The sequence below is a fragment of the Stenotrophomonas sp. SBJS02 genome (genome assembly GCF_020428325.2).
GTDB lineage: Bacteria > Pseudomonadota > Gammaproteobacteria > Xanthomonadales > Xanthomonadaceae > Stenotrophomonas > Stenotrophomonas africana.
The window spans coordinates 3480337-3506406 of record NZ_CP109812.1; the positions used below are offsets into that span (position 1 = coordinate 3480337).

The window sequence follows — 26070 nt, forward strand, 5'->3', positions numbered from 1 at the left end:
ACGCTACGGTTTTCCAGTTAGGAGAGAAGCTGTGAAACACCTGATCCAACGGCCCGCCAGCCGCCGCCGCACCACACTGGCATCGTCCATCACCCACATCCTTACCGGCGGCACCCTGCTGCTGGTTGGCGCCGTGGCTTCCACCTCCGCCTTCGCGCAGGAGAAGGCCACCAACCTGGACCGCATCACGGTTACCGGTTCGAACATTCCGCGCACCAACACCGAAACACCGTCCCCGGTGCAGGTGGTGACCCGCCAGGAAATCGACCGAACCGGCAAGACCACGGTCGCCGAATACCTGCAGACCCTGACCGCCGACGGTTCCGGCTCGATCCCGAAGACCTTCGGCAACGGCTTTGCCGGCGGTGGCGCCGGCATCTCGCTGCGCGGCCTGGGCGCGGGCTCGACCCTGGTCCTGCTGAACGGCCGCCGCATGGCCACCTACGGCCTGGCCGATGACGGCCAGAAGGTCTTCACCGACCTGAGCACCATCCCGCTCGACGCCGTTGAACGCGTGGAAGTGCTGAAGGATGGCGCCTCGGCGATCTATGGCTCCGATGCCATCGCCGGCGTGGTCAACATCATCCTGCGCAGTGATTTCCAGGGCGCGATCCTGCGTGCCTCCTACGGCACCTCCGGTGACGGCGACGGCAACGCCAAGAAGGCCACCCTGACCGCCGGTACCGGCGACCTGGCCACCGACGGCTGGAACGCGTTCTTCAGCCTGGACGTTGGCAAGACCGACGCGATCAAGATCAGTGATCGCAAGAACCGCAAGTGGATCGGCACGGGCGACATCCGTCCGTGGGGCTATGGCAACAACGCCCAGTTCCTCGGCGGCGCCTACCTCAACAACCGCACCAGCGGTGGCGTGGGTCCGAACGGCTCGGTATTCGACGACCGCGTCCCGCCGGGCACCTCGGCCCAGCTCGTGCCGCTGCCCGGCTGCCAGGGCCTGACCACCATCCCGGGCCAGACCGATGCCTCGGTGGCCGCACACGGCTGCCTGTGGGATCCGAACCAGCTGTACCGTGATCTGACCCCGGAAGAGAAGTACGTCAACGTGTTCGGCCGCGCCAGCTTCGCCTTCGGTGAAGGCGGCGAGATCTACACCGAGATCGGCTACTCGAAGAAGGAAACGATCTTCAGCAACACGCCCTCCGGCGTGTCCGGCAGCTGGGGCTATCCGCTTGGCCCGCGCAATGCCAGCAGCGGCCCGGGCGCCGTGGTGCTGTCGCCGACCCATCCCGACAACCCGATTCCGGGCCAGGCCTCGCGCCTGCGCTACTCGGCCTGGGATGTCGGCCCGCGCGTGACCAACAACACCAACGAGTTCAATCGCTTCCTGGTCGGCGTCAAGGGCAATTGGGGTGACTGGAGCTACGACACCGCCTACCTGCACTCCGGCACCGATCTGGTCAACAAGCGTACCGGCTTCCTGCGCTACAGCGCCGTGCAGTGCGCGCTGGGCAACCCGAACTGTGCCGGCGGCGTGTGGCGTATTGGCGACAATGCCAACCTCAATTCGCAGGCACTGTACGACTACATTTCGCCGACCATCAGCGCACGCGCCAAGTCCAGCCTGGACATGTTCGACTTCACCGTATCGCGCAGCCTGATGGACCTGAAGGGGGGTCCGCTGGGCCTGGCGATCGGTACCGAGTGGCGCAAGACCAGCAACAGCCTGAGCCCGCAGACCTACACCGACCAGGGTGACATCATCGGCCTGGGCTACTCGGCCTACGACGGTACGCAGAATGTCTACGCCGGCTACGTTGAACTGTCGGCACCGGTGCTGGAGCAGCTGGAACTGTCCGGCGCGCTGCGTTACGACAAGTACGAAAGTGGCGAAGGCAAGGCGACGCCGAAGCTGGGCATCAAGTGGACGCCGGCCGACTGGATCGCACTGCGCGCCAGCTACGCAGAAGGCTTCCGCGCCCCCAACCCGGCCGAGAACGGCGACGGTGGCCTGGCCGCCTTCTCCAACGCCCGCGATCCGGTGCGCTGCGCCGCCAGCCCGCCGGCCGATGTCGGCACCAACTGCAGCTCGCGTCCGGTTGCAATCATCACCCGCCCCAACAAGGACCTGAAGCCGGAGGAATCCAAGAGCTACTCGGTGGGTATCGTGCTGCAGCCGACCCCCTCCACCTCGATGACCGTCGATGCCTGGCAGATCAAGCGCACCAACGAGATCGCCCAGGGCTCCACGGCCGATGCCATCGCCGCCGGCAATGTGCTGCGTGACATCGACCTGATCAACGGCATCGCTGGCACCGGCAGCATCCTGGCGGTCAACACCGCGTACATCAATGCCGCCTCCACCCGCGTGCGGGGTATCGATACCGATATCCGCCAGACCTTCGATATCGGCCCGGGCCAGCTGGAAATGGATCTGCAGTGGAGCCATGTGCTGAAGTACGAGCGCACCGACTCCGACCAGACCTTCGACTATGCAGGCACCCACGGCAACTGCGACGTGACCAACTGCATCGGTACGCCGAAGGATCGCATCAACTTCGGTACCACCTGGCGCCAGGGTCCGTGGAGTGTGAGCGGCGTTGCCAACTACATCTCCAAGATGGACAACAAGGATTTCCGTGGCCCGGACGGTTCGTACCAGTTCTCGTACGCCGACGGTACCGACGTCACCAAGATCTCCTCGTTCACCACCTTCGACCTGTCCGGCCGCTGGAACATCACCGAAGCCTTCGAACTGAATGCATCGGTGCAGAACGTGTTCGATCGCATCGCTCCGCTCGACCCGACCACCTACGGTGGCGTGAACTACAACCCGCTGCACTTCAGCGGCGCCATCGGCCGTTACTTCACTGTCGGCGCCAAGTACACCTTCAAGTAATACCGCTCAACGCACCACCGTCGAAGGCCCGGGCACCTGCCCGGGCCTTCGTCGTTGTGCGCCTTGCAGGCATGTTCACGGGCCCACCGCTACCGTGTGCACGCGGCATCACCGCCGCAGGGGATCTGCATGGCTGCGACATCGCAACGCCTGGGCCTGCCCGCGTTGACCGCTCTGGTGGTCGGCTCGATGGTCGGTGCCGGTATCTTTTCTTTGCCACAGAACGTGGCGCGCAGCGCCGGACCGGCCGCGGCGCTGGTCGGCTGGGCGGTCAGTGGCGCCGGCATGCTGATGCTGGCCTTCGTGTTCCAGGCGCTGGCCAACCGCCGGCCGGATCTCGATACCGGCATCTACGCGTATGCGCGCGAGGGCTTCGGCAACTACATCGGTTTCTCCGCGGCATGGGGTTACTGGGTCGCCTCGGTGCTCGGCAACGCCAGCTTCTTCGTGCTGATCTTCAGCGGCCTCGGACATTTCCTGCCGATCTTCGGCGAAGGCAATACCGCGGCCGCGGTGGCCGCGTCGTCACTGCTGCTGTGGACCGTGCACCTGCTGGTGCTGCGGGGCCTGCGCACCGCTGCCATCGTCAACGGGCTGGTGACTGTGGCCAAGCTGCTGCCCATTGCGCTGTTCCTGATCCTGGCCGCCGGTGCCTTCCGCATGGATGTGTTCCGCGCCGATTTCCTGGGCACGCCCGCACTCGGCGACCTCGGCCAGCAGCTGCGCGGCATGATGCTGGTGACCGTGTGGGTATTCATCGGAATCGAAGGCGCCAGCATCTACTCGCGGCGCGCGGCCCGTCGCGCCGATGTCGGCCGCGCCACGGTGATCGGTTTCCTCGGCGTCTGGCTGCTGCTGGTGCTGGTCAGCCTGCTGTCGATGGGCGTGCTGTCGCAGGCCGAACTGGCCGGGTTGCCCAATCCATCCATGGCGTACGTGCTGCGTGCGATCGTTGGCGAGTGGGGCGCGACGGTAATCATCATCGGCTCGATCATCTCCGTGCTGGGCGCGCTGCTGGCCTGGGTGCTGCTGTGCGCCGAGGTGCTGTACGCCGCGGCCGGCGACGGCACCGTGCCCGCGTTCCTCGGTCGCGAAAACACGCGCGGCGTGCCAGCCAATGCGCTGTGGTTGAGCAACGGTCTGATCCAGGTGTTCCTGCTGCTGGTGCTGGTCAATTCCGGCAGCTATACCGGACTGGTGCTGCTGGCCGCGTCGATGAGCCTGGTGCCCTACTTCCTGTCCACCGCGTTCGGCGTGCAGCTGGCCTGGCGTGGCCAGGCCTATGCGGGTGAACCGGGTGCGCGCTGGCGCGATTTCGTCGTTGCCCTGCTGGCCAGTGCCTATGCATTGTGGCTGGTGTATGCCGGCGGCCTCGACAACCTGCTGCTGTCGGTCCTGCTGTACGTACCCGGCGTGGTGCTGTTCGCGTTCACCCGGCACCAGCGAGGGGAAAAGGTATTCACGCGCTGGGAGTGGGCGCTGTTCGGCGCGATCCTGGTGGTGGCGATCGCCACGTTGGTGGCGTTCTCCAGAGGTGAGCTGACACTGTAGAGCCGAGCCCACGCTCGGCTTCGCACGGGCAGCCGAGCATGGCTCGGCTCTACAACTGGCGTTCGGGCAGCATGCCGATATCCCGCATCCAGCGCTCGGCCAGCTGTGGCCACACCGCCACCGGTGCATCCTTCATACGCAGACCGAACGCGTGGCCACCGCGCGCGAACAGATGCATCTCGACCGGCACGCCTTCATCGATCAGCGCCTGGTAGTAGGCGAGTGATTCGCGCACATCGTCGGTGCGATCATCGGTGGCCTGCGCAATGAACGTCGGCGGCACCGCGTCATCCAAGACGATGTCCTTGACCAGGGACAGCCCCTTGCCATGCCCGGCCCACAGATGGCCGGAGTACATCACCATCGCGAAATCCGGGCGACTGGACTGTGAGTCGGCCGCGTCGACCGCCGCGTAGCTACGACGTGCGTGCGTACTCAATCCCGCCACCACGTGTCCGCCGGCCGAGAAACCGATCACCCCCACCCGCTTCGGGTCGATGTTCCAGCGTTGTGCCTGCAATCGCAGCAGGCCCATTGCACGTTGCGCGTCCTGCAAAGCCATCGGTACTGTCGGATTGTCGCGACAGTTGCAGTCGGGATCCCAGTTGGGCCCGGACGCCGGCACGCGGTACTTCAGCAGTGCGCAGGTGATGCCCTGCGCGTTCAACCAATCGCAGATTTCACTGCCTTCCAGGTCCATCGCCAACACCCGGTAACCACCTCCGGGCACCACCATCACCGCGGTGCCATTGGCCGGTGCCTTCGGTGGAAACACGGTGAGCGTCGGCACAGCCACGTTCTGCAACATCGTCCAGCGTTCTCCGCTGGCCCTGGAGGTTGCTTCACTGATCTGCTCGGGACCTTTCAGTTTTGGCGGTGCCTTCACCCTGCCTTCCGGCCACAACGGCAGCTCGGTAGTGCCCTGCGGCGGGTGCCAGGTCGGTGGTGCCGCATTCGCTGCGGCGAACGTCAGCGGCGCAAGCAACAGAGAAACGACGGACAGGAGTGCGCGCACGATCGGCATCCATGGTTGGAGCAGCAGATTGTAGAGCCGAGCCCATGCTCGGCTTCCAGGGTGCAGCCGAGCGTGGGCTCGGCTCTACAACACGGCAAAAAAAAAACCTGCATCTCGCGATGCAGGTTTCTCAAAGTGGCGCCCGAAGTTGGACTCGAACCAACGACCCCCTGATTAACAGTCAAGTGCTCTAACCGGCTGAGCTATTCGGGCAGACGACTAGTATAACCACTCTTCACGCGCGATGGTAGGGGTGATTGGCAATCATTGCGGCAGCCCGGTACAGCTGCTCGGCCACCACCAGGCGCACCAGCATGTGCGGCAGCGTCAGCGGTCCGATCGACCACTTCTCATCGGCCAGCGCAGAGACTTCCGGCGAGTGCCCTTCCGGGCCACCGATCAGGAACGCCAGGTCCCTGCCCTGCCCGCGCCAATGCTCCAGGCGCTGTGCCAGCTGTTCGGAACTCAGCTGGCGGCCCGGCACATCCAGGGCCACCACATAGGCATTCTTCGGCAGCGCGGCGATGACCCGCTTGCCTTCGTCTTCGGTAGCCCGACGCGGATCACGCCCCTTGCCACGCAGGCCGGGCTCGATTTCCACCAGTTCGAACGGCAGCCAGTGCGACAGCCGCTTCTGGTACTCGGCGAAGCCCTGCGCGACCCAGCTGGGGGCGCGTTCACCGGTGGCGATCAGGCGGGCTTTCATCAACGGTCCTCCAAAACGTCGACGGCGCCATCGGCGCCGTCGAAGGATGCATCAACGCGTGGCTCAGGCCACTTCGTCGTCGCTGGACGGCGGCTGGTCGCCGACGGTCCACAGGCGCTCGAGGGCGTAGAACTCACGCACGCGCGGCAGCATCACGTGGACAATCACGTCGCCCAGATCGACCAGCACCCATTCGGCTTCGCGCTCGCCTTCAACACCCAGCGGCATCACGTCGATGTTCTTGGCGAAGCGCACGACTTCATCGGCGATCGACTTGACGTGGCGGGTCGAGGTGCCCGAAACGACGATCATGTAGTCGGCAACGCTGGACCGGCCGCGCACGTCGATCTCGACCAGGTCCTTGGCCTTCAGGTCTTCGGTGGCTTGGCGGACGCTGGCCAGCAGTTCCGGCACGGACGGCGGCGGGCTGGGCAGATCGACCTTGATGGTCTGGGGCTGGGTCTGGTTGCTCAAAGTGGATCGACTCGATAAACGTGGGGGCGATTATACGGGGATGGCGGCGCCGCGCCATTCACGGCCTGGCCGGGCGGTACAGCCCGTGTGCAGCCACATAGTCGGCCACGGCCGGCGGCAGCAGTGCGCGCCAGGGGCCGCCGGAGGCGATCTGTGAGCGCACGGCGCTGGCCGATTCCTCGCGCAGCGGGTGGTGCAGGCGCAGGATGCGCCCGGCCGCGCTGGCGAACAGGGCCTGTTCGTTGTCGGCCCAGCGCCCTTCCAGCGCGTGGCCCAGCTCGCCATCGAGCGAGGCCCGCAGCGGGCTGCCCGGCCGTTCAGCCACAACGAAATGCGCCAGCCCGAACAGGGCCTCCCATTCGTGCCAACCGGCCAGGCCCAGCAGGCTGTCCGCGCCGACCAGCCAGGCCAGCGGCCGGCTCGGGCCGAGTTCGCCACGCAGTTCGCGCAGGGTATCGACGGTATAGGAAGGACGACCGGGATAGCGGGCGGCGCGGTCCAGCTCGCGCCGGTCCAGCAGCAGGCCAGGTTCGTCGCCAATGGCCAGAGACAGCATGCTGCAACGCTGTTCGGCAGTGGCACCGGGCACCGCACGGTGCGGCGGGTCGGCCGCCGGCAGCATGCGCACGGCAACCTGCAGTTCGTCACGGGCGGCCCGCGCGATCGCCAGGTGCCCGAGGTGCACCGGATCGAAGGTGCCCCCGTAATAGATCCGCAGGCTCATTGCTCAGGCCCGCGCCAGCAGGCGCACGGCACGCGGTTCGGCCACGGCCACCAGCAGGCGCTCCAGTGCCAGCCAGGCATCGCCGTCGGCCCGCCCCTTGGCGATGCGGTCGACCAGGCCCGCTTCGGCCACGAAGCGCTCCCAGCGCTTGCCTTCCGGGTGCCGCTGCAGCGCGCGCTTGTACGGCGCCTGCCGCGATTCCCAGATGCCACGCGATTTCATTTCGGCGGCCAGATTGCCGCCGCGGGCCTGCACGCGGGCCAGGCCGGCGCCGGCCAGCAGTTCGCGGATCACCATCGGCATCAATGCGGCCACCGCCTCGCCTTCACCGCGCAGGCCGGCCAGCATGCGCAGCACGGCCGGCGGCTGGCCGGAGAACGTCGCCTCCACCAGCCGGAACACGTCATAGCGGGCAGCGTCAGCCACCAGCGACTCCATCCGTTCCACATCCAATGGCTGGCCATCAGCCAACAGCGCCAGCTTGTCGATTTCCTGTGCGGCAGCCAGCAGGTTGCCTTCCACCCGCTCGGCCAGGCGCTGCACTGCGGCCGGATCTGCGCGCAGGCCCTTGCCGCGCAGGCGGCGCTCGATCCAGTCCGGCAGTTCGTGCGGCTTGATCGCCCACGCCACCGACAGCACGCCGACGCGGTTGACCGCCTCGGCCCACTTGCCCTGATGGGCCTTGCTCCATTCGTTGGCCGTGATCATCAGCACCACGTCCGGCGCCGGCTTGGCGCAGAACTGGCTGATCACCTCGGCGCCGTCCTTGCCCGGCTTGCCGCTGGGCAGGCGCACCTCAACCAGGCGGCGGGCGCTGAACAGGCTGGGCGCATTGAAGCTGGCGTCGAGCTGGTTCCAGTCGAAATCGCGACCGTCGGCGTCGAACACCTCGCGCTCGCCAATACCGGCGGCACGCGCACGTGCACGGATGGCGTCGGCCGCCTCCAGCACGCGCAGCGTTTCCGGGCCGGCAATCAGATAGACCGGTGCCAGCGCGGTATCAGCGCTCTGGCCGGCCAGCTGCTCCGGACGCAGTTCCATCGCCGCAGCTCAGTGCTTGGCTGCGGGGACCGGCTCGGCCGGCACCGCACCCTCAAGCGGCTTGGCCTTCGGTGCCGACAGGCTGCCGCCCTTCTCGATCTCGGCGCGGACCACGCTGTCGATGCGGCGGATGATCGACGCCGACATTTCCCGGCGCAGTTCATCGGCCAGGATCTCGCGTTCGGTGGTGGTACCGGTGGCGTCGGTCGGTGGCGACACGTAGTCGCGCGAAAGCTCGATCACCTGCTGCGGCACCAGCTCGCTGCCATCCTCGCGACGGAAGATGAAGATGACCGCATAGCGCAGGCTGTACTCCTGGGCACGGCCCTGCGAGTCGATGGCGATCGGCAGGTCGCCCCAGCGTTCGGACAGCACCTGCAGCTGGGTACTGGGTTCCTTGCTGTCCTCATCGGCCAGCTTGGCGCCGGACGCCAGCAGGCTGCGGTTGAGCAGCTTGACCAGTTCGCTGTAAGGCGCGGTGGAGACCACCTTCACCGGCGCCGTATCGGTCGGCAGCATCAGCTTGTTGCGCAGATGGAAGCCGCAGCCGGCAAGGCCGAGGGCAAGAACGAGGGCAAGCAGGATTCGGGTCATGGAGACAGTCTGGCGGAGCCGGGCGATCACGGCAACACACAGCGTGCCCGAAGCCGCGTGAATGCAGGGCCATCATGCACATGGCCCTGCATCGGAAAGGCACCGGCCACCACGCGGGTGGCCGATGCGGGGTGCATCAGGCAGCGACGATGTTCACGATCTTGCCCGGCACGATGATGATCTTGCGCACCGTCAGGCCTTCCATGAACCTGGCCGCGTTCGGCTCGGCCAGGGCCAACGCCTCGACCTGCTCGCGTGCGGCATCGGCCGCCACCTCGATGGTGCCACGCAGCTTGCCGTTGACCTGCACGGCCAGGGTCAGCGCATCGCGCACCAGCGCGCCAGCGTCGGCCTGCGGGAACGGCTGGTCTTCCAGCAGCGTCTCGCCATGGCCCAGCACCTGCCACAGGGCGTGGCTGGCATGCGGGGTGATCGGGTTCAGCAGCAGCACGATGGCCTGCAACGCTTCCTGGCGCACCGCGCGGCCCTGCTCGCTGCCGTCCTCGAACTTGGCCAGCGCGTTCATCAGTTCCATCACTGCGGCAATGGCGGTATTGAAGCTGTGGCGGCGGCCATAGTCGTCGCCGACCTTGCCGATGGTCTCGTGGGTCTTGCGGCGCAGTGCCTTCTGGTTGGCATCCAGTGCGGCAACGTCCAGCACCGGGGCGGCACCGTCGGCGGCATGCTTCTGCACCTGGGCCCACAGGCGGCGCAGGAAGCGGGCCATGCCGTCCACGCCGGCTTCGTTCCATTCCAGCGACTGTTCCGGCGGCGCGGCGAACATCGAGAACAGGCGCACGGTATCGGCGCCGTACTTGCCGACCATCGCCTGCGGGTCCACGCCGTTGTTCTTCGACTTGGACATCTTCTCCGTGCCACCGACCACCACCGGCTGGCCGTCGGCAATCAGGGTGGCGCCCGTGATGCGGCCGCGCTCGTCGCGCTGTACTTCCACATCGGCCGGGTTGATCCAGTCCTTCGAGCCGTCCGGGTTCGGGCGGTAGTAGGTCTCGGCAATCACCATGCCTTGGCACAGCAGATTGCGCGCCGGCTCGTTGCTGTCCACCATCCGCGCGTCGCGCAGCAGCTTGTGATAGAAGCGGAAATACATCAGGTGCAGGATCGCGTGCTCGATGCCACCGATGTACTGGTCGACCGGCAGCCAGTAGTTGCCGCGCTTGTCGACGGCATCACGGGCACCCGGCGAGGTGTAGCGGGCGTAGTACCAGCTCGACTCCATGAAGGTGTCGAACGTGTCGGTCTCGCGCTCGGCCGCACCACCGCAGTCCGGGCAGGTGGTCTTGCGCCATTCCGGGTCGGTCTTGATCGGCGAACCGGTGCCGGAGAACGCCACGTCCTCCGGCAGCACCACCGGCAGCTGCTCTTCCGGCACCGGCACCGCGCCGCACTTGGCGCAGTAGATCACCGGAATCGGGCAGCCCCAGTAGCGCTGGCGGCTCACGCCCCAATCGCGCAGGCGGTAGTTGACGCGGCGCTGGCCCTGGGCCTTGCGCTCGAAACGTTCGGCCAGCGCTTCGAAGGCGCCCTGGAAGTCCAGGCCGTCGAATTCGGCCGAATTCACCAGCTCGAAGGCGCGGCTCTTGTCGCTGTACCAGTCCTGCCAGCGGCTGCCGTCCCAGTTGCGCTCCTCTTCGGTGCGCGCATCCTTCAGCGCGATCACCTGCTTGATCGGCAGGCCGTACTTGTTGGCCACTTCGTTGTCGCGCTGGTCATGGCCCGGCACGGCCATCACCGCGCCGGTGCCGTAGCCCATCAGCACGAAGTTGGCGACCCAGACCGGCACCGGCTCGCCGGTGACCGGATGCAGCGCGCGCAGGCCGGTATCCATGCCGCGCTTTTCCTGGGTTTCCAGCTCGGCCTCGGATACACCGCCCTGCTTCAGGTCGGCCAGCATCGCCGCCAGCTCCGGGTTGTTCTTCGCCGCATGCAGCGCCAGCGGGTGCTCGGCGGCGATCGACACGAAGGTCACGCCCATCACCGTGTCCGGGCGGGTGGTGAACACGCGCAGCGGGTCCAGCGCGCTGCCGTCGACATCGCGCACGTCGAACTGGATTTCCAGGCCCTCGGAACGACCGATCCAGTTGCGCTGCATGGTCTTGACCGATTCCGGCCAGCCGTCCAGCTCATCCAGGCCGTCCAGCAGCTCCTGGGCGTAGTCGGTGATGCGCAGGAACCACTGCGGAATCTCGCGCTTCTCGACCAGCGCGCCGGAGCGCCAGCCGCGACCGTCGATGACCTGCTCGTTGGCCAGCACGGTCTGGTCGACCGGGTCCCAGTTCACCACCGCGTTACGGCGGTACGCCAGGCCCTTGCGCATCAGGCGGGTGAACATGCGCTGCTCATGGACGTAATAGTCCGGGCGGCAGGTGGCGAACTCGCGCGACCAGTCGATGGCATAGCCCAGCGACTGCAGCTGGCTGCGCATGTGATCGATGTTCTTGTAGGTCCACGCCGCCGGCGCGGTCTTGTTCTTGATCGCCGCGTTTTCCGCCGGCAGGCCGAACGCGTCCCAGCCCATCGGCTGCAGCACGTTGTGGCCGGTCATGCGCTTGTAGCGGCTGATCACATCGCCGATCGTGTAGTTGCGCACGTGGCCCATGTGCAGCGCACCGGACGGATACGGAAGCATCGACAGGCAGTAGTACTTCGGCTTGTCCGAAGTCTCGTCGACTTCGAAGGCACGGGTAGCGTCCCAGTACTTCTGGGCGGCGGATTCAACCTGCTGCGGATCGTAAACGTTGGGTTCGACGCTGGTCATGTAACACGCGGTTGCGGCGGCAAAGCGGTACAGCGTACCGCAGTGCGGCAAATGGCTCCAATCCTGCCCGTCGACCGCCGGCGCCGATTGCGCCCGGAGGCCGTCTCAGTGCGGGCGCGACAGCGGCAGGGCCAGTGCCAGCCAGACGGCCCAGCAGGCGAAGGCAAGCCGCTGTGCCAGCGGCGCCGGCAACACGCCCTGCAGGGCAAAGGCCGCCAGCGCGGCCAGCACGCCACAGGCAACCGCCACCCCGCCCAGGGCGCGGCCGCGCGCCTGGCGCAACCTGGAGATGCCCAGCAACAGGGTGCCGGCGACGAAGCCCAGCACCCAGACCATCCAGGCACTGGCATGCAGCTGGCTGGCTGGCCCGTGCAGATCGTCCACATCCAGCGGCAGCAAGCCCATCGCGGCGAAGGCCAGCCCGCCCAACAGCAGCATCTGGCTGCCCACCCGCGGCGCCCAGCCAGCGCTGGCCGGCAGTCGCCGGCGCAGGCATTCGGCCACCACCACCGCCAGCAGGCCCGGCAGCACGAAACCCAGCAGATTGAAGGCCAACGCGTGCGGCACGCCCCGCGCACCCAGCAGGGCCACCGGGTGCCGCGCCTGTGCATAACCTTCCAGGCCGGAGCCGAAGCCCATCACCGCCAGCACGAACAGCAGCGCGGCGATCACCCCGGACAGGCGCAACAGCGGGGACAATGACGACATGCGGGCTCCGGAACAACAGCGGCAGGAAGGCCGCATTGTCGGGCATTTGCGGCATCGCGGGTTGAGACCGGTATCGATCGTCACCATAGAATCGGTTTCCAGATGCCAAACGATGCCTCCCCCATGACCGAGACGACCTACGTATTCGACGCCACCACTGCGACCTTCGAGGCCGAAGTCCTGCAGAAGTCGCTGCAGACGCCGGTGCTGGTCGACTTCTGGGCCACCTGGTGCGGGCCGTGCAAGACGCTCGGGCCGATGCTGGAAAAGCTGGCCGCCGAATACAACGGCGCCTTCGAGCTGGCCAAGGTCGACGTCGACGCTGAACAGCAGATCGCTGCGGCCTTCCAGATCCGCTCGGTGCCGACCGTATTCCTGGTCAAGGGCGGCCAGCTGGTGGATGGCTTCCCGGGGGCCATCCCGGAAGGTCAGCTGCGTGAATTCCTGGCCCAGCACGGCATCGTGCCGGCCGACATCGGCGACGCCGCTGCCGAAGACCAGGCACCGCTGGACCCGCAGGCACAGGTGGATGTGCTGCGTGCGCAGATCGCCGCCGAGCCGGACAAGGACGAGCTGAAGCTCGACCTGGCCCTGGCCCTGCTGCAGATCGGCGGCGTGGACGAGGCCGGCACGCTGATCGACGGCCTGCCCGCCAATCTCGCCACCGACGACCGTGCCGTGCGCGCCCGTGCCCGCCTGTCCTTCGCCGCCGCACTGAAGGATGCACCCGCGGCCGAAGTGCTGGACGCGCGCATTGCCGCCGACGGCAAAGACCTCAAGGCCCGACACCTGCGCGGCGTGCAGCTGCTGCTGGGCGGCCACGATGAGGCCGCACTCGCCCAGTTCCTGGAAATGCTGCGGATCGACCGCGCCTTCGAGGAAGGGCTGCCGCGCAAGGCCCTGATCGACGCCTTCAATGTGATCTCCGACGAGGACCTGGTTGGCCAGTACCGCCGCCGGATGGCCTCCCTGCTGTTCTGAACGGGAACGGACTTCGTTCAGAATCCCTGCACTGAACGCGGGCAATAATGCGCGGGATGGCGGCCGCTCGGCCGCCACGATCCGTTCGGGGGGATGAGGTCGGGGCCATGGGGTCTTGCAGCTGCACCCCCGTTTTGCCGGGATTGCAAACTGTGACCTTCGTCCGCTCGCTGTCGTTCGCCATGCGCTTCCAGGGCATCCTGCTCTGTACCCTCCTGCTGCTGCCGGGTCTGGCCACCGCCCAGGACTGGAACTACCGGGTCCGTCCCGGCGATACCCTGTGGGATCTGGGCAGCCTGTACCTGAAGCCGTCGGTACGCTGGCAGCAGCTGCAGCAGCACAACCGCATCGACAATCCTTACCAGTTGCCGCCGGGCCAGCTGCTGCGCTTCCCGATCAGCTGGCTGCGCATCGAGCCTGCGCCCGCCCGCGTGCTGTCGGTGCGCGGCAAGGTTGAGCTGTCAGGCGCCGATGGCAGTGCCACCCGCGCGATACTCGCCGGGGAACAGCTTCGCATCGGTGACACCGTGCAGACCGAAGGCGACTCCAGCGTCACTCTTGAATTCGCCGACGCCTCGCGCCTGCAGCTGCGCGAGTATTCCCGGCTGCGCCTGGACCAGCTCAGCCGCTATGGCCATACCGGCATGGTCGATACCCGCCTGCGCCTGCAGCAGGGCCGTGCCAGCAACCGGGTGACGCCCGCCCGCGGCCCGGCATCGCGTTACATCATCGACGCCCCCACCGCGACCAGCAGCGTGCGCGGTACCGTGTTCCGGGTCAGCGCCGGTGACACCGACCAGGTTGCCGCCACCGAGGTCCTGCAGGGCAAGGTGCAGGTCGGCAACACCCACGGCCAGCGCATGGTCCAACCCGGACAGGCTACCCGCAGCAGCAGCGCAGACGCAGCCCCCGCTGCGGTCTCGCTCCTGCTGCCGGCGCCGACGCTGCGAAATGATCAGCTTCGGATGGCGCCGCTGCCGACCCTGCTCGCCTGGGACCCCGTCGACGGCGCCGCGCACTACCGCGTGGAAGTGGTGCAGGCGGCAACGCCGGAAATCCTGCTGTTTGCCGCAACCACCGAAGACACCCGCCTGGCCATCGGCGACCTGCCGCCCGGGCAGCTGCGCGTGCTGCTGCGCGCCGTCGACGCGCAGGGCGTGGAAGGCCTGGATGCCAGCGTTGATTTCGAACTCAGCGACCAACCGCCGCCACCGCTGACGGTGGCCCCGCTGCATGGACAGACGATCAACAGCGACCGGCCGCGTTTCCGTTGGAGCCAGGCCCCCGGCGCACGCAGCAGCGTGCTGCAGATCGCCGCCGAGCCGAGCTTCGTGCAGCCACTGCAGGAACAGACGACCCAGGGCACCGACCTGCGCCTGGCACAACCACTGCCGCCGGGGCAGTACTTCTGGCGCGTGGCCTCGCGCGATGGCAACGGTCACCAGGGCCGCTATGGCCAGGCGCTGCCGCTGCAACTGAGCAATGAACCAGTCGATCCGGCCCTGCAGCCGCCGGAGGCCGCGCACGGTGAGCTGACCCTGCGCTGGCAGGCCGGCAGCGACGGCCAGCGCTACCGGGTGCAGGTCGATCGCCGCGGCGACTTCAAGGCCCCCCTGGTCGATGAGACGGTTGCCGAGCCACAGGTCAGCTTCAAGCGGCCGTGGAGCGGCACCCTGCATGTACGCGTGCAGTACATCGACGATGACGGTCATGCCGGCGAGTACTCGCCGGCGCAGCAGATCAAGCTGCCGTGCCGCCTGTGCTACGGCGCCGGCGGCGGCGCCCTGCTGCTGTGGCTGTTGTTATGAGGCGCTCGCCACTGCCGTGGTCGAAGAGGATCCTGCTGGCGCTGCTGGCTGGCGTGCTGACCGTGATCGCCAGCCAGGGCCAATGGCTGTGGCGGCAGGATGAAGCTGCCTACGACGCCATGGTCGGCAACTGGGACTATCGTCCCGACCCCAGCGTGCTGATCGTGGCGATCGACGAAGGCAGCCTGCAGCGCATCGGCCAATGGCCCTGGCCCCGCTCGATCCATGCCCGCCTGCTGGACCGGCTGACCGATGCCGGTGCCGAACGCGTTGCACTGGACCTGATGCTGTCCGAACCGGACCGCCGCGACAGCCGCCAGGACGAGGCGCTGGCCGCGGCCATCCGCCGCAATGGCCGGGTAGTGCTGCCGGTGCTGGCCGCGCCCGCGGCCGGTGATCGCATGGCTGAGGAAATGCTGCCGGTACCGCAGATTGCGGCCAGTGCCGCCGCCATCGGCCACACCGACGTTGAAGTGGACGGGGATGGTGTCGCCCGCGGCGTGTACCTGCACGCCGGCATCGGCCAGGCGCATTGGCCGGCGCTGGGGCTGGCGCTGGCCGACCTGCCGCCGGGCGCGGTGCACGGCCTGCCTGACCCCCATCCGGAGATCGGTTCGCCCTATCAATGGCGGCGCAACGATTATGTGCGCGTGCGCTATGCCGGGCCGCCCGAGCGCTTGCCGCAGGTGTCCTATGCCGACGTGCTGGATGGTCACGTGGACATGGCGATGCTGCATGGCCGCCGCATCATGGTGGGCATGACCGCCAGCGGCATCGCACCGCGGCTGCTGACCCCGACCACCCGCGAGTTCTGGATGAGCGGCAGTGAGTACCAGGCCAACATTGCTTCGATGCTGCTGCAGCACAAGCAGATCGATCTGCTGCCACGCCTCTGGCAGCATGCCATCAGCGGCGTGCTGGTGGCGCTGTGCGTGATCCTGCTCGGCCTGCGCCTGCCATGGCTTGCTGCGCTGTGCTCGCTGCCGCTTCCACCGCTGCTGAGCTGGTTGCTGTTGCGCGCCGGTGACCTGTGGTGGGCACCGGCCAGCGCAATGCTGGGCGTTCTGCTGGTGTTGCTGGCCTGGGCGATCTGGCGGATCTCGGCCTGGCACCGCCAGGCCAACCGCGACGCGCTGACCGGTCTTGGCAACCGCCTGCGCTTCGAGCAGTCGCTGCAGCAGGAATGCGATGCAGCCCGGCGCAGTGGCAAGCCTTTGAGCCTGGCGCTGATCGACGTCGACCACTTCAAGCGCCACAACGACCGCCATGGCCACCAGGTCGGCGACCGCGTGCTGCGCGATGTCGCACGCCTGATCGGCGCGCATGCGCGGCGCCCGCGTGACATGGCCGCGCGCTACGGCGGCGATGAGTTCGCTCTGGTGCTGCCGGATACCCCGGCCGAAGGCGCGCGCCAGGTCATCGAGGACCTGATCGCCTGCGTGCGTGCAGTGCCGGCGCCCGGTGACGGCAGCGAAGCAGGCGTCACCCTCACCATCGGCGTGTTCACCCGCGTACCCGATGGCACGCTGCAACCTCATCATTTCGTCGAAGGCGCCGACACCGCGTTGTACCAGGCCAAGGCCAACGGCCGCGACGGGTATGTCATCGACGGCGCATGACGCAGGATGTGCACACCGCCTGTAGAGTCGAGCTTGCTGGACTGCCTCCGCCTCATTCCAGCGGCCAGCGACACCACGCAAGCGGATAGTCTCCCAGCCGCGGTGTCAGGCCCGCGCGCACGGGGTTGGCCAGTACATACAGTGACTGTTGCCGAACATCCGCCTCATTCCGGATCAGATGATCGTAGTAGCCCCGCTGCCACACCGGCCGTCCTTCATCGGAGTGCACATTGACTGCAATGGCCAATCTGGACTTCAGTGACTGCATGCATCGCCCCAGGTTCCTTGACGCAGCTGCATGACCCAATGCAGATGATTGGGCATTACCGCCCAGGCAAATGATCGCGTGAGTCCACGGCGGTCACTGTCACGAAGGCCGTCCATCAGGGTCGCCGCGTGTCGCGTATCTGCAAAGATGCGTCGACGACCCGCGGTGACAGCGGTGACTACGTAGAAGCATCCGATTGCGGAAAATCGACCGCGCAACAAGGCAGGGCTGGGCATGTAAACAGCATGGGCCGGAGACCGGGCCGTACCCATCGGGAAAACCCTGAAGTAGCTATCGGATGGCGTCGAGCGTATTCGCTGCTGCCCTGAAAGCAGTCGAGCAAGCTCGACTCTACAATTCGCCGGACCACGTCCGAATCGTGCGGACGCTCGCCAAGGCTACAACATACGCATGCGAATGGTTAGACTGGCAGCCTCGCCTCCTGCCCGGCCTTCGCATGAACGCCCGCCTGTTCCGCTTCGGTATCAATCTCTGGCCGCCGTTCCTGTTCACCGGCATTCACGTCACCCGCGTCACGCCGGACTACCGGCAGATCGATGTCGAACTGCGCCTGCGGCCATGGAACCGCAACTATGTCGGCACCCACTTCGGCGGCAGCCTGTTTGCGATGACCGATCCGTTCTGGATGCTGGGCCTGCTGCACATCCTCGGCCGCGACTACTACGTATGGGACCGGGCCGGTGCCATCGATTTCCTCAAGCCCGGCCGCGGCACCGTGCGTACGTCGTTCCGCATCGACGATGCGCTGCTGGATGAACTGCGGGCCGAAGCAGCTGGCGGTGAAAAGGTGCTGCGCTGGTTCAGCAACGACGTGGTCGATGAAAGCGGCGAGGTTGTCGCCCAGGTGCGCAAGCAGGTCTATCTGCGCCTGAAGCCGCACGCACGCTGAATCAACGCTGGGGCGCTATCCTCTTTGCCCTCTGCCATGGAGGCCCCGATGCGCCCCTACACCCTTGCAGCACTGCTGAGCACCCTGCCGTGCGCGGCCCATGCGCTCGACCTGCCGACGGTGCAGTACCCGACGCTGCCGGCCCAGGCTGCCACTGCCGCCGGCTTCGTGCCCGAGGGCTGGACGCTGGAGTCCAGCATCGAAGGCGATCTCGACCGGGATGGCCGCGCGGACCTGGTACTGGTCCTGCGCCAGCAGGATCCGCGCAATGTCATCGAACACGATGGCTTCGGCCCATCGCCATACGACAGCAACCCGCGCATTCTCGCCGTGGCATGGTCGCGCCCGACCGGCTATGTGCTGGCGGTGCAGGACCATCAGCTGATTCCGCGCCCGGACAACCCGGTCATGAGCGATCCGCTTGAAGAAGGCGGTGTCAGCATCCAGCGTGGCACGTTGAGGATCGCGCTGTTTTCATTCGCCAGCGCCGGAAGCTGGTCGATGGGTACCACCGCCTTCACTTTCCGCTGGCAGGATGGCGCGTTCGCGCTGATCGGCTACGACCAGGATTCGGTGATGCGCAATTCCGGGAAGACCGAATCGCTGAGCGTGAACTTCTCCACGCGCAAGGTAAAACGCGCCGAAGGCAGCATCGAGAACGACAAGGACAGCGTGCACTGGCAGCCACTGCGTGGCAACCGCCGCTGGACGCTGCAGACCGTCGGCGATGGCTGGGCATTCGATCCGCAGGCCGGTACCGACTGAGCCACGGTTCAGTCGCGGGCAGCGGCAGTTACGCCGGCGTCGGCCATCAGCGGTACGGACAACCAGGGGCTCTCAGCGTCACCACGCGGTGGCGAACGACGCGGCACCAGCAGATGGCGGCCATCGACGGACAGCCGCGGCGACCGCACCGGCGAGCGGAACTGCGCAGGCAACCGCTGCAGCGCCTCAGCCGGGTCCTGCGCCTGCTGCCGCAACCAGCGCTGGGCGCCAAGCAGGCGCAGCATCGCCGCCGCATCCTGGGACCGTGACGAATATGCGGGATAGACCGGCGCGGCGATCTCGGTCAGCACGCACCCCATCACATTGGACAGGCAACCGAAGTCCCGCTGCGGCGGCGCCTGTACCGGCAGCGGCCGATCGGCCTCCAGCGCGGCCGTGGCGGCTGCGCCACAGGCCCAGCCAAGATTGCCGGCCACGCGCGCCAACGTGCTGCTCCGATCCAGCACCAGGACGCCACCAAATTCCTGGGCCGAGGACTCGATCGCCGCCCGGCTCATCGCGTACTCGCCCTGCATCGCACGGCACAGGCTCTGTTCCTCGGCCCGCAACGGCTGCATGGCCTGTTCGCACTCGGCCGGCAGGGGGTGGTCGGCAGGCAGTTCGACCAGCATGTCAGCCAGCAGCTGGGCATTGGCCTGCACCAGGCTGGCACCGATGATGCTCTCGACCAGATAGCTGCCGCCGGGCACCAGTCGCCGGCCCAGCTGCAGGCCACGGCAGGCACCACGCAGGGCACCGTCAATGTCACCCTGCACGTAGGCCAGCGCGCGTGCACTGGTGGCGTCCATCACCACGCCATAGGCCGGCAACGGGACCAGAATGCCCTCGCCCTTCGGCCGGAACGGCGACGCGAAGTAGTCGGCGTCGGCCAGCTGATCCAGCCGCGCATGCAACTGCTGGTGCCCGGCGTGGGCCTCCACGAAGCGTTGCGGGTCCGCGCGGACCTGGGCGAGACAGCCGCTGGCGGCCGGCCCGCAACTGGCCCCGGGCCGCGAGTGCAGCTCGGCATGGTTGGCCACCAGGTGTGTCCGGCCGCTGCTTCCGCCATGTGCGTCGGCTTCCCAGCGCCGTACATCCTCGGCCAGCGCCTGCTCGCGCTGCTGGGCATCCAGATCGTCGAACGGCAGCGTCCACAACAAGGCATAACCGTTGTGGCCGGTCGCCGGCAGGCGTGCTTCCAGTCGCTGCTGCGCCTGCAGGCGCGATTCGGGCACCGGCCACATGCGCGAAGCGCACCACACGACGATGGCCAGCACCAGCAGGCCTGCCAGGGTCCAGCCCAGTCCGCGCAGGATCTTCAACACAGCTTCCCTTCCATGTGCCGTTGCCGCAGTCGATTCCCCAGCGTAATCGACCCACGGCGGCCGCTACAATGCGCACATGTCGCTCGAAGCCCCCGCCCTGGTTCCCCGCCCTTCCCTGCAGCGCCTGTTCCTGACCGGCCTGCTCACCCTGCTGCCGATCTGGCTGACCTGGGTCGTGGTCAAGTTCGTGTTCGTGCTGTTGTCGGGCATTTCCAGCCCGCTGGTGGTACCACTTTCCGAGCAGATCGCGACCAGCTTCCCGCACTACCTCGGCTGGGTCCGCGCCGAGTGGATCCAGGACACCATCGCCCTGTTGGCCACCCTGCTGGTGATCCTGGCGGTGGGCGTGGCCAGCCGCCGCGTGCTCGGCCAGCGCCTGCTGCGCTGGGTGGGCGCGGTCATCAAGCGCATTCCGTTGGCCAGCATCATCTACGACAGCGCCAAGAAGCTGCTGGACATGCTTCAGACCGAGCCGGGCAGCACCCAGCGCGTGGTGCTGATCGACTTCCCGCACCGCGACATGAAATCGGTCGGTCTGGTCACCCGCGTGATCAAGGAACACGGCACCGACCGTGAGCTGGCCGCCGTGTACGTGCCGACCACGCCGAACCCGACCTCGGGTTATCTGGAGATCGTTCCGGTGGAGCTGCTGACCCCGACCGACTGGACCGTCGACCAGGCGATGAGCTTCATCATTTCCGGCGGTGCCGTGGCGCCGTCCAGCGTGCCGTTCACCCGTGCCGGCGAACGCACTGGCGAACGCACCGAATGACACCGGCGCCGATCGAGCGTCCGCTGCAGGACCGCGCGGTCCTGCTGTTCATCGTGCTGGCCGCGTTCTTCTGCGGCAACGCGGTGCTGGCCGAGCTGATCGGGGTGAAGATCTTCGCGCTGGAGGACACCCTGGGCATCGATCCGCTGAACTGGAACCTGTTCGGCCAGACCGGCTCGCTCAGCTTCACCGCCGGCACCCTGCTGTGGCCGGTGGTGTTCATCATGACCGACACCATCAACGAGTTTTTCGGAAAGCGCGGCGTGCGCTTCATCTCGTGGCTGGCGGTGGTGCTGATCGGCTACGGCTTCCTGTTCGCCTTCGCGGCCATTTCGCTGGCGCCGGCCAGCTGGTGGGTCACTTCGATGGATGGCCACGGTGTGCCGGACTACCAGGCCGCGTTCGCAGCCGTGTTCGGCCAGGGCATGTGGACCATCGCCGGTTCGCTGGTGGCCTTCCTGCTCGGCCAGCTGATCGACGTGGCGGTGTTCCATCGCATCCGCCAGGCTACCGGCGAGCGCCACGTGTGGCTGCGCGCAACCGGATCGACTGCGGTCTCGCAGTTGGTGGACAGCTTCGTGGTGATCTGGATCGCCTTCGTGCTGGGCCCGCAACACTGGCCGACCTCGCTGTTCCTCGCCGTCAGCAGCGTCAACTACATCTACAAGATGGGCTTTGCGATCGCTTTGATTCCGTTGCTGTACCTGATGCGGCGTGCCATTACCCGCTATCTGGGTGCAGACAGAGCCGCCGCGCTGCGCGCCGCAGCCGCGGCTGACTGAAGCCCCAGCAGCAGAAAGCTGACTGCGCCTTCACGCTGGCCGTACGCGGCCGGATCGTGCAAGCTCCACGGTCTGTGTTCCACGGAAGCTCCTGATGCCGCATCCCACCCGCGCCCTGGCCGCCGCCATCGCCGCGTTGTTCCTGTTCAGCGCCGTGCCGTCGGCCGAAGCAGCGAAAAAGAAGGCCAGCCGCCCTGCCGCCGCGCAGACCCGCCAGGCCGCCAAGCCCAAGGCCAGGCCCGCCCGCGCCACCGCGCCGGCCCGTGGCAGCTCGGCGCGCCGCGCCGCGCCGCGTCCGGTCGCACCGGCCCGGGCCGTACCCAAGCAGGTGCAGCTGGAGCGCCTGTACGACGAGTACTGGGATGCCTCGATGCGGTTGAATCCGCTGCAGGCGACCTTCCAGGGCGAGGCCCGCTACAACGACCAGCTGCCCAACATCCTGTCCGCCGCATGGCGCCAGCAATCGCACGACTTCACCACCGAGTGGCTTGGCAAGGTGGAGAAGCTCGGCAGCGACGGCCTGCAGGGCCAGGACCTGCTCAGCTACGAGATCTTCGTGCGCGATGCGCGCGCCTCGCTGGCCGCAGAGCGCTACCCCAGCTGGATGATGCCGATCAGCCAGTACTACAACGTCGGCAGCATCATGGCGATCCTCGGCGCCGGTGCCGGCGCACAGCCGTTCAACACCGTGCAGGACTACGACACCTGGTCGCGCCGCGCGCTGGGCATTCCCGAGCTGTTCGACCAGGCCATCGAGAACATGCGCCAGGGCATGAAGGCCGGCGTGGTACAGCCGCGCGACCTGATGGAGAAGGTGCTGCCGCAGCTGGATGCGGTCATCAAGCCGACCGCTGAAGAGAGCATCTTCTGGTCGCCGATCCGCACCATGCCCAACACCATCGCGGCCGAGGACAAGGCGCGCATCAGTGCCGAGTACAAGCGCATGATCGAACTGCGCATCATGCCGGCCTACCGCGCCCTGCGCGGTTTCATTGCCACCGAATACCTGCCCGCCACGCGCGCCAGCAGTGGCCTCAGCGCGCTGCCCGATGGCCAGGCGTGGTACGCCAACCTGATCGTGCAGACCACCGCCAGCGACCAGACTGCCGCGCAGCTGCATGCACTGGGCGAGCAGCGCGTGCAGGAGTTGCAGGCACAGATCGCCACGGTGATGAAGGACGCCAAGCTGCGTGGAACGCCATCCAAACTGCTGCGCAGCATGCGCAATGACCGCCAGTTCCAGTACGGCGACGCCAATGCGCTGATCAACCGCTACCGCCAGGTGCAGCAGCAGGTCAATGCGCGCCTGCCGCAGGTACTGGACACCCTGCCCAAGTCGACGCTGGACGTGCGCGCAGTGGAACCGGAACGTGCGCTGACCGCCGCCGCCGCAGCCTATCAGCCGTCACCGGCCGGGCAACCCGGCGTGCTGTACGTGAACACCCGCGACCTGCCCAGCCGCAAGCGCTGGAACGTGCCGGTGCAGTACCTGCACGAAGCGATCCCCGGCCACCACGTGCAGCTTGGCCTGCAGCAGGAGCTGGCCAAGCTGCCGCGCTTCCGCCGCCTCGGTGGCGACCTCGCCTTCGTCGAAGGCTGGGGCCTGTACGCGGAAACGCTGGGCGAGAACCTGGGCATCTACACCGATCCCTACGACCGCATCGGCTACCTGTACTCGCGCCTGCTGCGCGCCGCGCGCGTGGTGGCCGATACCGGCGTCAACGCACAGGGCTGGAGCAAGCAGCAGGCCGTGGCCTACCTGCAGAAAACGGTGGACATGAGCAGCGATGATGCCAACGCTGAAGTCGAGCGGATCATGGCCCAGCCCGGCCAGGCACTGTCCAACGTGGCTGGCCTGACCACCATTGTCGCCCTGCGCGACAAGGCCAAGGCACGCCAGGGTGCAGCCTTCGATCTGCGCCGCTTCCATGCCGAACTGCTGAAGGATGGCTCGATGCCGCTGGATGTGCTGGACCGCAAGATGGAGCGCTGGATGGCGCAGCCGGCCAGCACTACACCCACGCCTTCACCCTGACGCATCCGGAGCCACCATGCGCCCTGCCGTCGCCCTGTTCGCCGCCGTGCTGGGCCTGCTGCCGCTGGCCACCTCCGCCGCACCGGTGCTGACCCCACCGGATGCCGGCATCGACGGCCTGATGCAGGCCTACGATGGGCAGGTTCCTGGCGCCGCGGTGCTGGTACTGCACGACGGGCAACCGGTGTTCCGTCGCGGCTATGGCCTGGCGGTGGTGGAAGACGGTACTGCCGTGACCGCCGCCAGCAACTTCCGGCTTGCCTCGGTCAGCAAGCAGTTCACCGCTGCGGCGGTGCTGCTGCTGGTGGAAGACGGCCGGCTCGGGCTGGACCAGACCGCCCGCCAGTGGCTGCCCGAGCTGCCGCCGGCAGCGGCGGCCATCACCCTGCGCCAGCTGCTGTCGCACACCAGCGGCCTGCTCGACTACGAAGACCTGATGGACCCGGCAGACCCACGGCAGGTACACGATGCCGATGTGCTGGCCCTGCTGTCTCGCCAGGACCGCCTGAACTTCGCACCGGGCACACAGTACCGCTACAGCAACAGCGGCTATGCGCTGCTGGCACTGATCGTCGGCCGTGCCTCGGGCCAGGATTTCGCCGCCTTCCTGCAGCAGCGCGTCTTCCGCCCGCTGGGCATGGCCCACACCGTGGCCCACCAGGACGGCGTGGATACCATCACCGCACGCGCCTATGGCTACAGCCAGATCGATGGCCACTGGCAACGCACCGACCAGAGCACCACCAGTGCCGTGCTCGGCGATGGCGGCATCTATTCCTCGCTGGACGACCTGGCCCGGTGGGATGCGGCGCTGTACGACGACCGCCTGTTGTCGAAGGCCTCGCGCCGGGCGATGTTCAGTCCGGCCACATCGACGCCCGAACCGGATGTACCGCACTACGGCTTCGGCTGGCGCCTGAATGGCCCGGTGCAATGGCACAGCGGCGAGAGCATTGGCTTCCGCAACGTGATCGTGCGTCACCCGGAGAAGCACCTGACCGTGATCGTACTGACCAACCGCAACGACCCCGAACCCTATCCGCTGGCGCTGAAGATCGCCCAGCGCTGGCTGGACACCCTGCAATGAACACCGCTTCCGACGGCCTGCTGGGCATCCACCACGCCGCACTGATCTGCAGCGACTACGCACGCTCGAAGGACTTCTACGTGCGCATCCTCGGCCTGCGCGTGCTGGCCGAGAACCACCGCGCCGCGCGCGATTCCTGGAAGCTGGACCTGGCCCTGCCCGACGGCGGCCAGCTGGAACTGTTCTCCTTCCCCTCGCCGCCGCCCCGTCCCAGCCGCCCGGAGGCCCAGGGCCTGCGCCACCTCGCGTTCCGGGTAACTGCACTGGAACCCTTCATCCAGCGCCTGGCCGCGCACGGTGTCGCCTGCGAACCGATCCGCGTGGACGAATACACCGGACGCCGCTTCACCTTCTTCGCCGACCCCGACGACCTGCCGCTGGAGTTGTACGAAGTCGGTTGACCCCGCATTCCCACGGTCGGTCTTATCCCCGCATGGCGTGGATCTACCGTGTCGACCAAGGTCGACACCTACCAACAGCCGCAGAAATCTGTCAGAGGTGGGGCGGTGTGGGTGGGCAGGACCGTTGGCGCCATGGATGGCGCCATCGAGCCCCCAGGGATGGGTTTACGGCGTGTCCTGCCCACCCACACCGCCCAGCCATCCCACGGAATCCCGCCGCTGCCGTTGCTGTTGCCTCTGCAGGTGCAGGGCGCAGCCCTGCAAAGCCCCCCTTCCCCATACCCCGCCGAATGGGTATACAGTCGACCCGTACCGGCATCGTGCCGGAATGAACCCTGGGAGGGGACCATGCGCAAGACCTTCAAGACCCTGCTGCTGGCATTGCCGCTGTGCCTGGCCGCGCTCTCGGCGCAGGCGGCCGACGGCGCCGCCGGCCGCTGGAAGACCATCGACGACAAGACCGGCAAGGTGAAGTCGATCGTCGAGATCACCCAGGCCGCCAACGGCACCCTGACCGGCAAGGTGGTCGACATCCTGCACTCGGACAAGGGCCCGAACCCGGTCTGCGACGGCTGTGAAGGCGCCAACAAGAACAAGCCGGTGAAGGGCATGACCATCCTCTGGAACCTGAAGGCCGACGGCGCCAACAAGTGGTCCGGCGGCACCATCCTCGATCCGGCCAACGGCAAGACCTACAAGTCGAAGATGGAACTGCAGCCCGGCGGCACCAGGCTTGACGTGTCCGGCTGCATCGCCTTCATCTGCCGCGCGCAGACCTGGCAGCGCGAATAAGCGCCCCGGCCCCCGCTTCATCCCCGTGACCCGGCCCCGGCCGGGTCACCTCGTTGCGGGCATGCGATACTCTGCG

Annotated in this window: 23 protein-coding genes and 1 tRNA gene; 13 read left to right on the forward strand and 11 right to left on the reverse strand. The window is 67.2% G+C overall.

From position 1 onward, the window contains the following. The first annotated feature begins 31 nt into the window (after nucleotides 1-31). A complete protein-coding gene (locus FQS62_RS16170; RefSeq protein WP_208043774.1) occupies nucleotides 32-2857 on the forward strand; it encodes a TonB-dependent receptor in 2826 nt (941 codons plus the stop codon). Nucleotides 2858-2986: 129 nt separating this feature from the next. Next, nucleotides 2987-4408 (forward strand): basic amino acid/polyamine antiporter, encoded by a 1422-nt coding sequence (locus FQS62_RS16175; protein WP_208043775.1) that lies wholly within the window; start codon nucleotides 2987-2989, stop codon nucleotides 4406-4408. Between the two features lie 49 nt (nucleotides 4409-4457). Here FQS62_RS16175 and FQS62_RS16180 read toward each other — a convergent pair whose 3' ends face one another. The 9 genes from FQS62_RS16180 to FQS62_RS16220 all read right to left on the reverse strand — a co-directional run bounded on the left by FQS62_RS16180 (nucleotide 4458) and on the right by FQS62_RS16220 (nucleotide 12449). Next, on the reverse strand, nucleotides 4458-5432 hold the full coding sequence (locus FQS62_RS16180) for an alpha/beta hydrolase (protein WP_208043776.1): 975 nt from the start codon (nucleotides 5430-5432) through the stop codon (nucleotides 4458-4460). Between the two features lie 127 nt (nucleotides 5433-5559). After that, a tRNA-Asn gene (locus FQS62_RS16185) sits at nucleotides 5560-5636 on the reverse strand. A 22-nt stretch (nucleotides 5637-5658) separates the two neighbouring features. Next, nucleotides 5659-6129 carry a 23S rRNA (pseudouridine(1915)-N(3))-methyltransferase RlmH gene (gene rlmH, locus FQS62_RS16190; protein WP_005418108.1) on the reverse strand — a complete coding sequence of 157 codons (471 nt, stop codon included), beginning with the start codon at nucleotides 6127-6129 and terminating at the stop codon, nucleotides 5659-5661. A gap of 63 nt (nucleotides 6130-6192) precedes the next feature. Beyond that, nucleotides 6193-6603, reverse strand: coding sequence for a ribosome silencing factor (gene rsfS / locus FQS62_RS16195; protein ID WP_005418109.1), 411 nt, complete (start codon nucleotides 6601-6603; stop codon nucleotides 6193-6195). Nucleotides 6604-6661: 58 nt separating this feature from the next. Further along, nucleotides 6662-7327, reverse strand: coding sequence for a nicotinate-nucleotide adenylyltransferase (nadD, locus tag FQS62_RS16200; protein ID WP_099589355.1), 666 nt, complete (start codon nucleotides 7325-7327; stop codon nucleotides 6662-6664). A 3-nt stretch (nucleotides 7328-7330) separates the two neighbouring features. Continuing rightward, nucleotides 7331-8368, reverse strand: a complete 1038-nt coding sequence (gene holA, locus FQS62_RS16205; RefSeq protein ID WP_208043118.1) for a DNA polymerase III subunit delta — start codon at nucleotides 8366-8368, stop codon at nucleotides 7331-7333. A 9-nt stretch (nucleotides 8369-8377) separates the two neighbouring features. Then, entirely contained in the window at nucleotides 8378-8962 is a 585-nt protein-coding gene (gene lptE, locus FQS62_RS16210; RefSeq protein WP_049447566.1) for an LPS-assembly lipoprotein LptE, read from the reverse strand. A gap of 136 nt (nucleotides 8963-9098) precedes the next feature. Next, nucleotides 9099-11741: a leucine--tRNA ligase gene (leuS, locus tag FQS62_RS16215; protein WP_057501216.1), complete on the reverse strand. Its 2643-nt coding sequence runs from the start codon at nucleotides 11739-11741 to the stop codon at nucleotides 9099-9101. Nucleotides 11742-11846: 105 nt separating this feature from the next. Further along, nucleotides 11847-12449, reverse strand: a complete 603-nt coding sequence (locus FQS62_RS16220) for a DUF998 domain-containing protein (RefSeq protein WP_049447565.1) — start codon at nucleotides 12447-12449, stop codon at nucleotides 11847-11849. A gap of 123 nt (nucleotides 12450-12572) precedes the next feature. On the opposite strand from FQS62_RS16220, the gene trxA reads away from it, so the two are divergent. The 3 genes from trxA to FQS62_RS16235 all read left to right on the forward strand — a co-directional run bounded on the left by trxA (nucleotide 12573) and on the right by FQS62_RS16235 (nucleotide 16857). Then, nucleotides 12573-13430: a thioredoxin gene (gene trxA, locus FQS62_RS16225; RefSeq protein WP_049447564.1), complete on the forward strand. Its 858-nt coding sequence runs from the start codon at nucleotides 12573-12575 to the stop codon at nucleotides 13428-13430. A 107-nt stretch (nucleotides 13431-13537) separates the two neighbouring features. After that, complete coding sequence (locus FQS62_RS16230; protein ID WP_208043117.1) at nucleotides 13538-15238, forward strand: FecR family protein; 1701 nt, start codon at nucleotides 13538-13540, stop codon at nucleotides 15236-15238. Beyond that, nucleotides 15235-16857 (forward strand): CHASE2 domain-containing protein, encoded by a 1623-nt coding sequence (locus FQS62_RS16235; RefSeq protein ID WP_049447562.1) that lies wholly within the window; start codon nucleotides 15235-15237, stop codon nucleotides 16855-16857. Before FQS62_RS16230 ends, FQS62_RS16235 begins: the two co-directional genes overlap by 4 nt. A 52-nt stretch (nucleotides 16858-16909) precedes the next feature. Here the strand turns inward: FQS62_RS16235 and FQS62_RS16240 are convergent, their stop codons facing one another. Continuing rightward, nucleotides 16910-17125: a hypothetical protein gene (locus tag FQS62_RS16240; protein WP_226053500.1), complete on the reverse strand. Its 216-nt coding sequence runs from the start codon at nucleotides 17123-17125 to the stop codon at nucleotides 16910-16912. Between the two features lie 457 nt (nucleotides 17126-17582). Here FQS62_RS16240 and FQS62_RS16245 point away from each other — a divergent pair, with 457 nt between their 5' ends. Then, on the forward strand, nucleotides 17583-18035 hold the full coding sequence (locus FQS62_RS16245) for a DUF4442 domain-containing protein (protein ID WP_107380004.1): 453 nt from the start codon (nucleotides 17583-17585) through the stop codon (nucleotides 18033-18035). 48 nt (nucleotides 18036-18083) lie between these two features. Continuing rightward, complete coding sequence (locus FQS62_RS16250) at nucleotides 18084-18800, forward strand: hypothetical protein (RefSeq protein ID WP_208043116.1); 717 nt, start codon at nucleotides 18084-18086, stop codon at nucleotides 18798-18800. An 8-nt stretch (nucleotides 18801-18808) separates the two neighbouring features. Here the strand turns inward: FQS62_RS16250 and FQS62_RS16255 are convergent, their stop codons facing one another. Continuing rightward, entirely contained in the window at nucleotides 18809-20125 is a 1317-nt protein-coding gene (locus FQS62_RS16255) for a hypothetical protein (protein ID WP_208043115.1), read from the reverse strand. A 76-nt stretch (nucleotides 20126-20201) separates the two neighbouring features. Between FQS62_RS16255 and FQS62_RS16260 the strand changes: the two genes are divergently transcribed. From FQS62_RS16260 to FQS62_RS16285, 6 genes are all read left to right on the forward strand, one after another. Continuing rightward, complete coding sequence (locus FQS62_RS16260) at nucleotides 20202-20897, forward strand: DUF502 domain-containing protein (protein WP_005414135.1); 696 nt, start codon at nucleotides 20202-20204, stop codon at nucleotides 20895-20897. Further along, on the forward strand, nucleotides 20894-21679 hold the full coding sequence (locus FQS62_RS16265) for a queuosine precursor transporter (protein WP_088479065.1): 786 nt from the start codon (nucleotides 20894-20896) through the stop codon (nucleotides 21677-21679). Before FQS62_RS16260 ends, FQS62_RS16265 begins: the two co-directional genes overlap by 4 nt. 94 nt (nucleotides 21680-21773) lie before the next feature. Beyond that, a complete protein-coding gene (locus FQS62_RS16270; protein ID WP_107380008.1) occupies nucleotides 21774-23714 on the forward strand; it encodes a DUF885 domain-containing protein in 1941 nt (646 codons plus the stop codon). A 16-nt stretch (nucleotides 23715-23730) separates the two neighbouring features. Further along, nucleotides 23731-24801: a serine hydrolase domain-containing protein gene (locus tag FQS62_RS16275; RefSeq protein WP_208043114.1), complete on the forward strand. Its 1071-nt coding sequence runs from the start codon at nucleotides 23731-23733 to the stop codon at nucleotides 24799-24801. After that, nucleotides 24798-25202, forward strand: coding sequence for an SMU1112c/YaeR family gloxylase I-like metalloprotein (locus FQS62_RS16280; RefSeq protein ID WP_049447555.1), 405 nt, complete (start codon nucleotides 24798-24800; stop codon nucleotides 25200-25202). The genes FQS62_RS16275 and FQS62_RS16280 overlap by 4 nt, the downstream gene beginning before the upstream one ends. Before the next feature lie 348 nt (nucleotides 25203-25550). Further along, nucleotides 25551-25994, forward strand: coding sequence for a DUF2147 domain-containing protein (locus FQS62_RS16285; RefSeq protein ID WP_049426799.1), 444 nt, complete (start codon nucleotides 25551-25553; stop codon nucleotides 25992-25994). Nucleotides 25995-26070 lie beyond the last annotated feature (76 nt).

Bases quoted from the DNA above. Each gene is read 5' to 3' on its own strand.
- FQS62_RS16245 (WP_107380004.1), top strand. From the start codon at position 17,583: ATGAACGCCCGCCTGTTCCGCTTCGGTATCAATCTCTGGCCGCCGTTC.
- FQS62_RS16230 (WP_208043117.1), top strand. From the start codon at position 13,538: ATGGGGTCTTGCAGCTGCACCCCCGTTTTGCCGGGATTGCAAACTGTG.
- rlmH (WP_005418108.1), bottom strand. From the start codon at position 6,129: ATGAAAGCCCGCCTGATCGCCACCGGTGAACGCGCCCCCAGCTGGGTC.
- FQS62_RS16270 (WP_107380008.1), top strand. From the start codon at position 21,774: ATGCCGCATCCCACCCGCGCCCTGGCCGCCGCCATCGCCGCGTTGTTC.
- leuS (WP_057501216.1), bottom strand. From the start codon at position 11,741: ATGACCAGCGTCGAACCCAACGTTTACGATCCGCAGCAGGTTGAATCC.
- lptE (WP_049447566.1), bottom strand. From the start codon at position 8,962: ATGACCCGAATCCTGCTTGCCCTCGTTCTTGCCCTCGGCCTTGCCGGC.
- FQS62_RS16280 (WP_049447555.1), top strand. From the start codon at position 24,798: ATGAACACCGCTTCCGACGGCCTGCTGGGCATCCACCACGCCGCACTG.
- FQS62_RS16250 (WP_208043116.1), top strand. From the start codon at position 18,084: ATGCGCCCCTACACCCTTGCAGCACTGCTGAGCACCCTGCCGTGCGCG.
- nadD (WP_099589355.1), bottom strand. From the start codon at position 7,327: ATGAGCCTGCGGATCTATTACGGGGGCACCTTCGATCCGGTGCACCTC.
- FQS62_RS16180 (WP_208043776.1), bottom strand. From the start codon at position 5,432: ATGCCGATCGTGCGCGCACTCCTGTCCGTCGTTTCTCTGTTGCTTGCG.
- FQS62_RS16235 (WP_049447562.1), top strand. From the start codon at position 15,235: ATGAGGCGCTCGCCACTGCCGTGGTCGAAGAGGATCCTGCTGGCGCTG.
- FQS62_RS16265 (WP_088479065.1), top strand. From the start codon at position 20,894: ATGACACCGGCGCCGATCGAGCGTCCGCTGCAGGACCGCGCGGTCCTG.
- FQS62_RS16220 (WP_049447565.1), bottom strand. From the start codon at position 12,449: ATGTCGTCATTGTCCCCGCTGTTGCGCCTGTCCGGGGTGATCGCCGCG.
- FQS62_RS16240 (WP_226053500.1), bottom strand. From the start codon at position 17,125: ATGCAGTCACTGAAGTCCAGATTGGCCATTGCAGTCAATGTGCACTCC.
- FQS62_RS16285 (WP_049426799.1), top strand. From the start codon at position 25,551: ATGCGCAAGACCTTCAAGACCCTGCTGCTGGCATTGCCGCTGTGCCTG.
- FQS62_RS16175 (WP_208043775.1), top strand. From the start codon at position 2,987: ATGGCTGCGACATCGCAACGCCTGGGCCTGCCCGCGTTGACCGCTCTG.
- FQS62_RS16260 (WP_005414135.1), top strand. From the start codon at position 20,202: ATGTCGCTCGAAGCCCCCGCCCTGGTTCCCCGCCCTTCCCTGCAGCGC.
- holA (WP_208043118.1), bottom strand. From the start codon at position 8,368: ATGGAACTGCGTCCGGAGCAGCTGGCCGGCCAGAGCGCTGATACCGCG.
- trxA (WP_049447564.1), top strand. From the start codon at position 12,573: ATGACCGAGACGACCTACGTATTCGACGCCACCACTGCGACCTTCGAG.
- FQS62_RS16275 (WP_208043114.1), top strand. From the start codon at position 23,731: ATGCGCCCTGCCGTCGCCCTGTTCGCCGCCGTGCTGGGCCTGCTGCCG.